At 41.1% G+C, this 13,729-nt stretch carries 12 protein-coding genes; 8 read left to right on the top strand and 4 right to left on the bottom strand.

The window, feature by feature from the left end; translation table 11 throughout:
- The first annotated feature begins 499 nt into the window (after window positions 1-499).
- The 4 genes from GD597_RS07730 (at window position 500) to GD597_RS07715 (ending at window position 3,460) form a co-directional block, all read left to right on the top strand.
- Complete coding sequence (locus tag GD597_RS07730) at window positions 500-736, top strand: hypothetical protein (RefSeq protein WP_171607260.1); 237 nt, start codon at window positions 500-502, stop codon at window positions 734-736.
- Between the two features lie 320 nt (window positions 737-1,056).
- Window positions 1,057-1,479, top strand: a complete 423-nt coding sequence (locus GD597_RS07725; protein ID WP_171607259.1) for a hypothetical protein — start codon at window positions 1,057-1,059, stop codon at window positions 1,477-1,479.
- Window positions 1,480-1,779: 300 nt separating this feature from the next.
- Window positions 1,780-2,814: a proline iminopeptidase-family hydrolase gene (locus tag GD597_RS07720; protein WP_171607258.1), complete on the top strand. Its 1,035-nt coding sequence runs from the start codon at window positions 1,780-1,782 to the stop codon at window positions 2,812-2,814.
- A gap of 40 nt (window positions 2,815-2,854) precedes the next feature.
- Window positions 2,855-3,460, top strand: coding sequence for a hypothetical protein (locus tag GD597_RS07715; RefSeq protein ID WP_171607257.1), 606 nt, complete (start codon window positions 2,855-2,857; stop codon window positions 3,458-3,460).
- A 2-nt stretch (window positions 3,461-3,462) separates the two neighbouring features.
- Here GD597_RS07715 and GD597_RS07710 read toward each other — a convergent pair whose 3' ends face one another.
- The gene (locus GD597_RS07710; RefSeq protein ID WP_171607256.1) at window positions 3,463-4,353 is read right to left on the bottom strand and encodes a flavin reductase family protein; all 891 of its coding nucleotides are present in this window, start codon (window positions 4,351-4,353) and stop codon (window positions 3,463-3,465) included.
- A 51-nt stretch (window positions 4,354-4,404) separates the two neighbouring features.
- The gene (locus tag GD597_RS07705) at window positions 4,405-5,409 is read right to left on the bottom strand and encodes a fumarylacetoacetate hydrolase family protein (protein ID WP_171607255.1); all 1,005 of its coding nucleotides are present in this window, start codon (window positions 5,407-5,409) and stop codon (window positions 4,405-4,407) included.
- A gap of 378 nt (window positions 5,410-5,787) precedes the next feature.
- Between GD597_RS07705 and GD597_RS07700 the strand changes: the two genes are divergently transcribed.
- The 4 genes from GD597_RS07700 (at window position 5,788) to GD597_RS07685 (ending at window position 10,319) form a co-directional block, all read left to right on the top strand.
- Window positions 5,788-6,549, top strand: coding sequence for an SDR family NAD(P)-dependent oxidoreductase (locus GD597_RS07700; RefSeq protein WP_171607254.1), 762 nt, complete (start codon window positions 5,788-5,790; stop codon window positions 6,547-6,549).
- Between the two features lie 328 nt (window positions 6,550-6,877).
- On the top strand, window positions 6,878-7,948 hold the full coding sequence (gene serC, locus GD597_RS07695) for a 3-phosphoserine/phosphohydroxythreonine transaminase (RefSeq protein ID WP_171607253.1): 1,071 nt from the start codon (window positions 6,878-6,880) through the stop codon (window positions 7,946-7,948).
- A gap of 110 nt (window positions 7,949-8,058) precedes the next feature.
- A complete protein-coding gene (locus GD597_RS07690; RefSeq protein WP_171607252.1) occupies window positions 8,059-9,297 on the top strand; it encodes a DUF1015 domain-containing protein in 1,239 nt (412 codons plus the stop codon).
- Window positions 9,294-10,319, top strand: a complete 1,026-nt coding sequence (locus tag GD597_RS07685) for a tetratricopeptide repeat protein (protein WP_171607251.1) — start codon at window positions 9,294-9,296, stop codon at window positions 10,317-10,319. The genes GD597_RS07690 and GD597_RS07685 overlap by 4 nt, the downstream gene beginning before the upstream one ends.
- Before the next feature lie 258 nt (window positions 10,320-10,577).
- On the opposite strand, the gene GD597_RS07680 is transcribed toward GD597_RS07685, so the two are convergent.
- Complete coding sequence (locus GD597_RS07680) at window positions 10,578-12,623, bottom strand: M13 family metallopeptidase (RefSeq protein ID WP_216368536.1); 2,046 nt, start codon at window positions 12,621-12,623, stop codon at window positions 10,578-10,580.
- Window positions 12,624-12,713: 90 nt separating this feature from the next.
- Window positions 12,714-13,637: a PfkB family carbohydrate kinase gene (locus GD597_RS07675; protein ID WP_171607249.1), complete on the bottom strand. Its 924-nt coding sequence runs from the start codon at window positions 13,635-13,637 to the stop codon at window positions 12,714-12,716.
- Window positions 13,638-13,729: the final 92 nt, after the last annotated feature.

Here is a 13,729-nt window from a genome sequence, read left to right as displayed (position 1 = left end):
GGTACGCAAACGGTTTATCAATTTATTATCTATAACCAGGCTGTAGCAGGCCCATAAATACCAAAACCCATAATTACCTTCTGCAAAATAGAAAAAATGTCCACGATATGGACAAATTAATGGTTTGCCAAATAACAAATAAAAAATTATATATATGATATTCAATAAGTTACAACAGTTTTAACAAATTGGCACAGTAGTTGAAAATAATAAAACTATAAAACCTAATTACTATGATGATCATCACACTAACTATTGTAACTGTATTTATTTACAAATCTGTACAGGCAATCAATACGGCAGCAAACAGTGTTCAAGCCATTAAGGTGATAAACACACACAACAATAACCAGTATTAATATTTTGCAGCGTAACTGTAACTTACTAATACTCCTAACCTAAACAAAAACAGTAAACTGTTTATAAGCGTATAACAACTCTTTTTAATTGTTTTACGTATCTATTTACACGACTGTTTTAAACACTTAAAAAACACGTTATGACAGTCATAAACAATGTATTTGAAATTGGCGACATAGTGTATTTAAAAACCGATGTACAGCATTTGCAAAGAATAGTATTTGCCATTGTATTTTATAAGCATGGCGATATTACATATAAACTGGCCAGTGGTACTACCATTTCAGAACACTATGAATTTGAAATAACAAAAGATAGGGCCGAATTAAAAAAGGAATATTTTATACCAAGGGCGGTATCAGAAAGAGATAATTGAATTAATAATATAAAGTTTTTCATATAGGGTGTACAAAAAAGGGAAAAATCCGGTATTACTAGTAAAACAGGTTGCTTAAAACAACTAAAAATTGAACGGTGAAAAAAGCCGTTCTTTTTTTTGCCCCTATATTAAGGTGCCAGGCTTTGGCACTGGTAAACAGCTTTACTTGCGTCGCACTCTTGTACGGCTATATCATTATGCAGCTTTTCCCGTGGTATAGTGGTAGCGTGGCACTAATCATAAAAAATCGCTATAAAAAATCAAGCAATGCAACGGCTAATACTAATTTATTGTCAGGGGTTAAATTGCATTTAATTATGAAAATCAGCATCCTCATACTTTGTTTATTCCTAATGGCTGTGGCATGTAAAAAAGATACCGCTTTACAAACAATGCAACAACAGGTTACCGGTAAATGGGAACTGGTGCGTTCTATTAGCGGTTGGGGTGGCACCAGAGAATTTGAAGCCGGCAATGGCAATACCATCACTTTTACGGGTAATAATTTTACACAGCAGGTCATCGGTACTGATACCATTTACAATTTCGAAGGCACTTTTACTATTTACACCGCTAAACCCTGCGATTTTGCTGCCGAAACCACCCTCATCAATTTTTCTGGTTTATTTCTCGATACCTACCCCCAGCAAATTAATTTTACTGATAATGGCGAACTCTCCTTTGGTGCTACAGAATGTATAGCCGATGGCGGCACCAGCTTCTATAAGAAAATTAGATAAGACAATTTATATGTTCTAATAATGTTAGGTATAGCCAGCATTTGCAACATGCATATGCTGGCTATTTTATGGTATCAGTAGTTATGCAACAAACTGCACCAGTTTTATACAGCCAATCCTTTCCCCTGGATAATAATATACTATTTTACCCAAAAGTTTCAGTTGCCATTTATTGGTGGCGTACAGGTGTGCGACGCAAGTAAAGCCCCATAGCTTTGTTTTGCCGGCTCCACAAAAAGTATTAAAAAATGCACTAAACTTGTGTGCCCTATTGTTGTTGTACACCATAAATTATTTATTATGAAATACCTGCCGCTGCTGTTGATAGTAATTGCCTTTGCCTGCAACTCAGGCACGCCACAAAACAATGGAATTACTGTAGAAACATATTTTGCCCATACGGATAGCGGGGTTCAAACAGCCGGTATTAAAATGATACCCATTGCCACACCTGTGGGTACTTTTAAAGTGTGGACTAAAACTATTGGCAATAATCCCCGAATTAAAGTGTTGCTGCTACATGGCGGGCCAGCTATGACCCACGAATATTTGGAATGCTTTGAGAGCTTTTTCCCTAAAGAAGGGTTTGAAATGATTGAGTACGACCAACTGGGTTCTTTTTATAGCGACCAACCCACCGATAGCAGTTTATGGACTACCGAACGTTTTGTAGAAGAAGTAGAACAGGTGCGCATAGCCCTGGGTTTGGATAAGGATAATTTTTACCTGCTGGGTAATTCCTGGGGCGGAATTCTTGGGTATGAATATGCCTTAAAGTACCAGCAACACCTTAAAGGACTGATTATTTGTAACATGATGGCTAGTGCACCAGATTATGCTAAGTATAACCTGGTATTACAAAGCCAGATGGATAAAAAAATAGTGGATAGTATTAACCAGATGCAGTCCGCCGGCGATGTGGCCAACCCACGCTATACAGCTTTACTGGAAGGCTATTATAACGAACACCTATGCCGCATTATTCCAAACCCCGACCCCGTACAAAGGGCATTTAAACATCTTAACCCGGTAATTTATACCATGATGCAGGGCCCCAGCGAATTTGGTATCTCGGGCAGATTAGCCAACTGGGATATTAAAGACCGCCTGAAGGAAATTGCCATTCCTGTTTTAAACGTAGGCGCCAAATTTGATACCATGGATCCAGAACATATGAAATGGGAAAGTACACAGGTACAACAAGGCCGTTACCTGTATTGCCCCAATGGCAGTCACCTGGCTATGTGGGATGATCAGGCACATTTTTACCCTGGCGTTATACAGTTTATAAAAGACGTGGATGCCGGTACTTTTACCGCCGATAAACATGAATAGCTGCAGCCAACTTTTTTCTATGATACCTTAACCATACAGGATGATAAAAAAAATCAGTCGTGAAAGGACTTACCAGTTGTATAAAAAATTTCCTTCCAGTTTTTATATCAGCGATCAGTTTACCTATCCGGATTTATTTGAAACCTATGTGCTTACCACGGCTTCAAAATCTGTAAGGGGCCATGCCACCAATATGGCAAAAGCCACGCAGCAATTATATACCGTTTTGCAAATACCATCTCTTATTTTCCTGGGCGATACAAAAGTGCCCTGGCTATCGCAAAACAATGCTTATCCGCCGGTACAGCGGGCCATGCAGTTTTTGGCAACAGGAAAATTGGGTACTGCATTTAATGGGGGCTTGCAGGTAGCCACAAAGGATGTATCAGCTTTTTTTGTACACTTGTTTTGGCTGGTGCGTTGTAATGCTGCCCTCCCCATTTTTTACTGGATGAATGAGGAGCAAACCATATTGGCCAATCTTTGCCAGTATGGTAATATACACCTGTCTACACTTACTGCTGCGGCAGATGCACAATTGCAGGCGGCCATTCCCGCAACCAATCTATATGTTTACGAAGGAGCTTATTGCCAGGAAGCATGGGGTGCCGCTAATAAAATTGGTGGCAGGTCATTAATAGTATAAGCTTAATAAATCATAGCCAACAAAACCTGCCAGGCGGCATCTATCTTGCCGGCATCAAGTAAGCTGGCAGCATATATATGCAATTCCCTTTCCATTTCTTCGGGGTTAAGGGAATAGTAAATAACTATATGTTTTAGCGTGTCATCCTCAAAATTGGGGTCAATATCAGGTATACCCGTAACATTGGCAAGCATACCCAGGTTATTACCCGTTAATACCTTACTATTACGAATATTATCGGGCAGCCCGTCAACACCAATGCCCACTTTGGTATTTGGCTTTGGCACTTTAAAAAGGCTTTGTGCATTCACCACACTATACCAATCGCCACCCAGCCGGGCAATATGTTGTAGTTTGGTTTGGTCAATCATGGTGCGGGTTTCGTTTAAAACACTATCATCAATATGCATGCAAATAACTTCTGCAAACACCAGCTGGCCGGCCCCACCCTCATTGCCCAGACTTTTAATTTCTGTAACCCTGCATTCCAGTTTTACTTTGGCTTCTTTAACCATAGGTGGCCGTACATGTAATGCTTTTTGCTTGGTAAAACCGGCTTTAATAAATTCATCGGTACCCTGTGCAAACTCGCAGCTGCTAAGGCTGGTTTGTTGCACCATATCATAATCGCAGATATTAATTACAACTTCGGGTATGGCGGCTACATTTTGCAGGGTATGTTTGGTGGTATTATCCCTTACCCGCCGGCTGGGGCAAAAAATAACCACCGGTGGTTGGGTAGATACCATATTAAAAAAACTAAAGGGGCTCAGGTTTACATTACCTGCCGCGTCAATGGTGCTGGCCAGTGCTATGGGCCGCGGAGCAATGGCATGCTGAAGCCATTGCTGCTTTTCCATTACGGTTAAACTATGCATATCTATGCTTAGCATATCACAAATAAATTATTGAAAAAGGGTAAAACCATAATCCGGCCAATCCGTTTATTTTTTTAATGCCAGTATCGAAAAATCGCTTTCATCCCGTACAATGGTATTGCTTAGTGTACCTATCCCATCAATTTCCATATCAATGGTATCTCCTTCCTGTAACCATTGAACCTCATAGTCTGGGTTATTTAATTTGCCGGTACCATTCATTTCCAAAAAGCAGCCGGTGCCTGCTGTGCCACTGCCAATTACATCACCGGGGTACAGTGTAACGCCATAAGAGCAGCGTTCTATAATTTCAGCAAAGGTCCAGTCCATATCACCCACATTGGCATTGCTTACCTGGGTGCCATTTACAAAACAACGCATGCCCAGGTTCCAGCTTTTGCCGGTATGGTTTTCTTTGGCAGGTATTTCAAAAGCTGCCAGTTCATCCAGGGTTACAAGACAAGGCCCCAAAACAGTTGAGAAATCTTTACCCTTCGCCGGCCCCAGGTTTAGCAGCATTTCTTCTATTTGCAATCGGCGGGCACTCATATCATTCATAATCATCAAACCGCCAATATAGCTATCTGCTTCGGCAGCACTAATATTTTTGCCGCTTTTACAAATAACAATCGCCACCTCCAGTTCAAAATCCAGTTGTTCAAAATGGTCGGGCATACAAACAATATCCCCCGGCCCCTGTACACTATGGTGATTGGTAAAATAAAATATAGGGTATTGGTCAAACTCGGGTATCATGGGTACATTGCGGTTACGCCTGGCTGCTGCCACATGCTGCCTAAAAGCATAGCCATCCCGGCAACTGGTAGGGAAAGGTACCGGTGCGAGCAATTCCACTTCACTAACCGGAATGCCATTTTGTTTACCCAAACGGCCATCTTTAATAGCCGCATCTACGGCTGTGGCAATGCCAATGGTATCATCCCAATAGGTAAGCAGCATACTCATCGAGGCCGGTAATTCCGGATGCAGTTGGTCTGCATCGTATAACAGGTCATCCACCAAAAAAGCCAGCTGGTCGTGACCCTCTTTCAGGTAAGAAACTAATTTCATAACGTAGTATAGGTATTAAACGCGGTAAAAATAGGTTGTTTTTTTATGTGCCCGGCAAAAGAACCATCAGGCCGCTTTACTTGCGTCGCACTCTTGTGCGGTTGGATACTTAATTCAGCTTTTATCGCAGCGTACATTAAAGCAAAGCCTGTTGGCGGGAACGCCAACAGCGACGAAAAATGACAAACACTCGTCCCCCGAAGTATCATATTCGCCCCCCGAAGCAGCAATTGCCCCCAGCCGCCATTGTATACATCTTATCGCTACACACTTGTAGCATAAGGCTATAATTAAGTGCCGGCCCCATTTATTTTGTGGTATTTTTATGGCCTGTATTGTAAGCCATATTGCTCCATCATTTATTTATTCCTAACAAAAATGACTAACAAAATTGCCATTGTAACCGGTGCAGCAAGGGGTATAGGTCTTGCCACTACCAAACTGTTTTTAAACAATAATTGGAGCGTAGCCATGATAGACCGTGATGAGGACGAACTGGCAAATGCAGCTGCAGCATTAACCGGTGCACTACCTTTTATTTGCGATGTATCTATACCAGAAATGGTAACAACTACCATGGCAACTATATTGGAAAAATATGGCCGCATAGATGCACTGGTAAACAATGCAGGTGTGGCTATTTTTAAACCACTGGAAGAAATGGATGTTGAATGCTGGCGTACCGTAATGGCTACCAACCTGGATGGCGTATTTCTTTGTTCGCAGGCTGCCATACCTGCATTAAAAAAAACCAGGGGCGCTATTGTAAATATAGGCTCTATTTCTGCCGTTAGGGCCAGCACTTTACGGGTGGCCTATGGTACATCAAAGGCAGCAGTGGTGCACCTTACCAAACAGTTGGCCGTAGAACTGGGCGATTATGGGGTTAGGGTAAATTGTGTGTCTCCCGGCCCCGTAAAGACCAAGCTGGCTGCAGCCGTACATACCCCCGATATTATTAAAGCCTATTATGATGGTATTCCACTAAACCGATCGGCCACAGAACAGGATATTGCTGAAACCGTGGTATTTCTATGCTCAGAAAAAGCCGCCTATATTACCGGACAAATGATTGCCGTGGATGGTGGTTTTGATGCTTCGGGTATTGGCTTGCCGGCATTGCGTGCTTCAAGGCAATAATGGCGAGCGGTGGTTTACCCCCTGTAATTATAACAGGCTTTTGTGGCTGTTATCTATCGCTTTGTCTTTTGGTGCATAGTATTACCCATGTACAAGTGTGCGACGCAAGTAAAGCTGCTTTTTTTGTTTAGCCGGGAAACAAAGTGGCATTTTAAAAAACACCTGTTAGTAAGGATACCGCTTGTAAAACAGGTTTTATTGCAGCAAAAAAACACTTGCCCTGTTTTATTAAATATTTTCAAAAAAATGTGTAGGTGGTTAATTAAGATTTGTATTAACAAGGCCCTTTGTGCACAATTCCTTTATTTTGCACCTTCAAAGCAAGGTTATGAAGATGCATAATTTTAATTCGGGTCCGTCTATTTTACCAGCTACAGTATTGGAGCAGGCGGCAGCAGCTATTATTAATTACAATAATACCGGATTATCGTTATTGGAAATTGGGCATCGTGCCAAATGGTTTGAAGAGATTTTGCATGAAGCCATTGGCCTGATTAAAGAACTGATGGAATTGGGTACTGAGTATGAAGTATTGTTTTTACATGGCGGCGCTTCTACACAGTTTATGCAGGTGCCCATGAATTTACTGGATACCAATGATACAGCTGCTTATATTGATAATGGTATTTGGGGTACCAAAGCCATTAAGGAAGCCAAACTTTTTGGTAATGTGGCCGTGGTTAGCTCTACAAAAGATAAAAATCATTCCTATATAGCCAAAGATTTTACGGTACCGGCAAATGCCAAATACCTGCACTTTACTACGAATAATACAGTAGAAGGTACAGAATGGCACCAGTTACCAGCCACTGATATACCACTGGTGGCCGATATGAGCAGTGATATTTTCAGCAGGCCTTTTGCCTATAACCAACTGGGGGTAATTTATGCGGGTGCCCAAAAAAATATGGGTGCTGCAGGCGTTAACCTATTGGTAATAAGAAAGGATATGTTGGGTAAAATTAGCAGGCCCATACCAGCCATTATGGATTACCAGAATCATATTGAAGCAGGTTCGCTATTAAATACACCGCCGGTTTTTGCCGTATATGTGGCCATGCTTACCCTACGCTGGATTAAGCAGGAAGGAAGTTTGGCTGTTATGGAGCAAAGAGCTAAAGAAAGAGCCAACCTGTTTTACAATACATTGGATGCTTTGCCGTTTTATACACCGATAGTTGCCAAAGAAGACCGCAGTTTAATGAATGCTACTTTTGCCATTACTGATGCCACACTGGAAAAGGAATTTTTAGACCTGTGTAAAGAAAATGGAATGGTGGGCGTTAAGGGGCACAGAAGTGTGGGTGGTTTAAGGGTTAGCATGTACAATGCCCTTCCCTTAAGCAGTGTAGAAGCCATTTGTGATTTGATGAAAGCATTTGCAGCCAAGTATGCCTGATAAGGAAATTTGGTTGTATACCATATAGAAGTTCGTACCAATACACTTAAAAAATTAGCCTGCTAAAGGGTTTATAAAACCTGTACAGGGGAAAACACAAACAAGAGTTCATGAGTATTATTAAACCATTTAAAGCTTTACGTCCACAGGCACAATTTACCAAACAGGTAGCCAGCCGCCCTTACGATGTATTAAGCAGCGCAGAAGCAAGAATAGAGGCCAGGGGTAATCACAGTTCATTTCTGCATATTACCAAAAGCGAAATTGATCTTCCGGAAAATATAGATACCCATAGCCAGGAAGTATACGACAGGGCGAAAGAGAATTTAACTGCATTTATAAAACGCGATATCCTGTTTAGGGAAGACAAAGAATGTTTTTATGTTTATCGTTTAATAATGAATGGCCGCAGCCAAACCGGTTTGGTATGTGTAAGCAGTATTGATGACTATGAAAACGATATCATCAAAAAGCATGAATTTACCCGTCCTGAGAAAGAGCAGGATAGAATTAATCATATTAAAACAACAGGTGCCCAAACCGGTAATGTTTTTTTGGCCTATCGCAATGTGGCAGAACTGGACGATATGATTGAAAAATGTGTGCAAACCAAAACGGCTGTATACAATTTTATTGCTGATGACGATATTGAACACGCCGTTTGGATTTTGAATGATACTGATACCATTCACCAGATTGAAACTATTTTTAAAGAGCAGGTTCCCTGCACTTATATAGCCGATGGCCATCATCGGGCAGCATCGGCAGCCAAGGTTAAAAAAACCTTACCGGCTGATAAATTAACAACCGGTGCCAATTATTTTCTTACCACCTTGTTTCCAGCCAGTCAGTTGCAGATTATGGATTATAACCGCGTGGTTAAATCCCTGAATGGATTAACCCTGCCGGCATTTTTAACCGCACTTTCTGCCGATTTTGATATAGAAGAAATGGGCAATACTGCTGTAAAGCCTGCCCAATTACATGAGTTTGGTTTGTATGCAGATAAAACCTGGTATAAGTTAACTTCAAAGCCGGGTACATATACAGAAGATCCAATTGGCATTTTGGATGTAACTATTTTGCAGGATAATATTCTTGGCAAACACCTGAACATTCAAGACCAGCGCACCGATAAAAACATAGATTTTGTGGGTGGTATACGTGGCCTGGCTGAATTGGAAAAAAGAGTAAACAGCGGCGAAATGGCAGCAGCATTTAGTTTATATCCGGTAAGCATAGAACAATTATTTACCATTGCCGATACCGGCAACGTAATGCCACCAAAAAGCACCTGGTTTGAACCTAAGCTAAGAGATGGTTTATTAACGCACCTTATTTACGAATGAGATATCTGATACGCACCATAGTTGTTTGTTTTGTATGCTTGTGTGCAACCAACACTGCACATACGCAAACACAGGATCCTGCTATTTTACAGGAAACTGCAAAAAGCCTGATGCGTCAGGGCGATTATGACAATGCTTTGCAGGTATTGGATAAGGCACTTGCCGCCAAACCCGATAATATTGATATTTTAAAAGACAAAGCATTTACCTACTACCTGCAAAGAGATTTTGCCAATGCCATTGCCACCGGCAAATACATCATTTCAAAGCCCGATGCCGATGTGCAGAGTTACCAGATTCTGGGGCTGGCCTATAAAGCTATTGCAGATGATAAGGAGGGGGATAAAATGTATAAAGCTGCCCTTAAAAAATTTCCGGAAAGTGGGGTTTTATATAGTGAGTATGGCGATTTACTGGCCACAGGCAATGCTCCCGATCTTGCCATAAAGCAATGGGAAAAAGGCATTGAAGCCGATCCCAATAACAGCAGCAATTATTACTATGCATCCAAATATTATGCACAAAAGGGTAATATAATTTGGGGGCTTTTATACGGCGAGATTTTTGTAAACATCGAAAGCCTTAGTAACCGCACCAACGAAATAAAAAATATTCTTTATGGCGGTTACCAGAAACTGTTTAGCACACCGGCTATTTTAAATATTGCCAAACAGAATGGAACGCCGTTTGAAAAAATGATTGCTACCAATTTGTCTAAGCTAACATCGCAAATGCAATATGGGGTATCGGCAGAAAATCTTACTGCATTACGTACCCGTTTTATACTTAACTGGTTTAACAGCAATGCAAGGCAGTTTCCCTGTAAGTTGTTTGAGCAACAGCGGTTTTTTTTGCAGCAGGGTATGTTCGAAGCCTATAATCAATGGCTGGTGGGCCCTGTGGCCGATACGCAGCAATTTCAGCAATGGATGCAAGAGCATGCTGGTGAAGCCAAACAATTTCAACAGTTTCAGCGCAGCGTAATATTCAAAATTCCTACCGGGCAGTATTACATGCATTAATACGGTTATTTTTTTGGGCCCGGCAATTCAATCACATATCAGCTTTACTTGCGTCGCACACTTGTGCTGCATTAACTATATGACACTTTTAACAGCCTAAGTTGTTTTAATCTACCTATATATTCGCCAATATTGCCGCCATAAATGAGGAACCCTGAACCGAGCGTGGCAAGAGCAGTTACCTATTTGTTCAACAGTTGGGTACATAAAAAAGCACCAACAAAATTGTTGATGCTTTTGAAATTAGTTGGCAGTGTATTACCAGATTTTTATTCTTTTATCTTCGGGCACAAACATTTTATCTCCTTCTTTTACATTAAAGGCTTTATAAAATGGTGCAAAGTTCATTAATGGTCCATTAACCCTAAACTCGGCAGGCGAGTGTGGGTCGTTATTTATCTGGCTAATCATGGCTTCGTCTTTTTCTTTATCTCTCCATATTTGCGCCAGGGAAATGAAAAAGCGCTGGTCTGGTGTAAAGCCATCAATTTTCACGGTGTCTTTACCCTGGGCCGTCATTTTAAATGCATCATAGGCAATATTAATACCGCCAATATCTGCAATATTTTCACCCTGTGTTAAGGCACCGTTGATGTGCATAGAATCTAATACGGTAAAGCTGCTATACAGGTCTACCACCAATTTAGTTTTAGCCATAAAGCGCTCATTATCAGCAGCACTCCACCAGTTTTTAAGGTTACCATCCTTATCGTATTGTGCACCCTGATCGTCAAAACCATGTGTCATTTCATGGCCAATTACCATACCTATAGCACCGTAGTTAATGGCATCATCTGCGGTAGCATCAAAGAATGGAAACTGCAAAATACCGGCAGGAAAAACAATCTCATTAAAGGTAGGATTGTAATAGGCATTGATGGTAGAAGGCGTCATACCCCATTCAGTTTTATCAACTGGTTTGCCTACTTTACTTAGCTGGTAAGCATATTCATTTCTGGCACAAGACTGCAGGTTATCAAAGAACTTATTCTTATCAATATTCACCTTACTGTAATCTCTCCATTTATCGGTATATCCTATTTTCTTTAAAAATGCATGTAGTTTTTCTTTTGCGGTGGTTTTGGTGCTATCGCTCATCCAGTCTAGCTGGTTAATACGGTTTTCAAATGCTATTTGCAGGTTGTTTACCAATTCGTTCATGCGCTTTTTGGCATCTTCGGTAAAATATTTTTTTACATAAAGCTGGCCAAAAGCATCACCCAAATTCATATCGGTTCTTTGTACCATTCTTTCCCAACGTGGTTTTAATTCCTGCTGGCCATTGATGGCTTTACCAACATAATTAAAACGGGCATTTACAAAATCACTGCTAAGTGCAGATGCAGCATCATTAATGGTATGAAAACGCAGGTAGGCTTTCCAGGCAGTAACCGGAACTGATTTTAATAAGCCATTTAATGCCATATAAAAATCAGGCTGACCCACATTGATAGAATCAACATTTATTTGTAAAGTAGACAGTGTGTTTTTCCAGCCAAATATCGGCATTTTCTTATCCAGATCTGCCACAGCCATTTTATTGTAATTGGCCTGTGGATCTCTTAATGCCACATTGGTGCGGTGGCTGGCAGCTATTTGCTTTTCCAGGTTATATACCTGCATCATTTTGGCTGCAGCGGTAGCTGAGTCATCGCCGGTTAGGGTAAATAAATCCTGTATATACTTTTGATAGGCTTTCACCACCGATTGGGTGGCGGCATCGGTTTTAAAATAATAATCCCTATCCGGTAATCCTAAACCTCCCTGAATAAAAACCGCAATATTCATACTGCTGTTTTTTTCATCGGCAGCTACATAAAAAGGGTATAAAATATTGGTACCCTCCAGCTGGGCATTATTGGCATAAGACATTACACCTGCAGCATCAGTAATACCCTCAATTTTTTGTAATGCCGGTTGTATAGGCGTATAACCCAATTTTTCTATAGTAGTGCTATCCATACCCGAAGCATAAAAATCACCCACTTTTTGCTCTATGCTGCCTGGTTCGGTTTTGCTGGCCGCCACATCATCTAATATGGCTTTCAGGTTTACCTTGGTGCGGTTGTACAGATCCAATCCGGCACCTGCACTTGATTCAGTTGGTGGAATAACAGCCGTTTTAAGCCAGCCGCCATTCACATACAGGAAAAAATTATCACCCGGTTTTACGGATGGGTCCATCGCCGTGGTATCAATATACATTTTTTGCTGGGTACTGGCTGTTTCACTACCGGTACCACAGGCATATAGCGTTACAGACAAGGATAGTATGCCTGCAAATGCCTTTGTAACTTTATTCATATGCATTTATTTGTTGAAGTTGTAAAACTAAAAAACTTCCCGCGGAGGGAAGTTTTTAAATGATAAACAGTCCTATATCTTATTAAGTGGTTATACCAGGTTTATATCAAAGTTTACCAGTTGCACAAATTCAGACAGGCGGGTATCAATATCTGCCTTGGTAATTTCCCGTAAACGGTCCGGACCAAATTTTTCTACACAAAAGCTGGCCATGGCGCTACCCACAATAATGGCTGTTTTCATGTTCTCGAAAGAAATATCTTTTGTACGTGCCAGGTGTCCAATAAAGCCGCCTGCAAAAGTATCGCCGGCACCAGTGGGGTCAAACACATCTTCCAATGGTAGTGCGGGTGCAAAAAACACCTGTTTGCCATGAAATAATAAAGCACCATGTTCACCTTTTTTTACAATCAGGTATTTGGGGCCCATGGTTAATATTTTGTTGGCCGCCTTTACAATCGAAAATTCACCGGTTAACTGGCGTGCTTCGCTGTCGTTTACCAGTAACACATCTACCATGGTAAGCACTTCTTTCAGGTCTTCCAAAGCAATATCCATCCAAAAATTCATGGTATCGGCAACAATTAGTTTTTGCTGGCCGCTCAGTTGTTCAATTACTCTTTTTTGCAGGGATGGCATCAGGTTGCCCAGCATAACAAATTCAGCATCTTTAAAACTATCGGGAAGTATGGGATTAAAATCGGCCAGTACATTCAGGTCGGTAACCAAAGTATCGCGGCTGTTCATATCCATATGATATTTGCCACTCCAGAAAAACGATTTTTTATCGGGCACTATTTCTACACCTTCCAGGTTTACACCACGGCTTTGCAGCGATTCCATTTCTTCCTGCGGAAAATCATACCCTACAATAGATACCTGTTGCACGGGTTGCACAAAATTGCTGGCTGCATAAGCTACATAAGTGGCAGATCCGCCAATAATTTTATCCGTTTTGCCAAATGGGGTTTCTATGGCATCAAAAGCCATGGTACCAACTACTAATAAAGACATATTGCTTATTTTTTAACGGCGGCAAACCTATTGCATTTGCGCCAAACCTGTTAGATTATTTTGAGCCCGGCAGCAGTCCATTATATGGGCAC

Origin of the sequence: Limnovirga soli, assembly GCF_013106755.1 — a bacterium.
GTDB classification, from domain to species: Bacteria; Bacteroidota; Bacteroidia; order Chitinophagales; family Chitinophagaceae; genus Limnovirga; species Limnovirga soli.
Note: the sequence above shows the minus strand (reverse complement) of the source record. Positions and strands in the feature narration are given on the sequence as shown.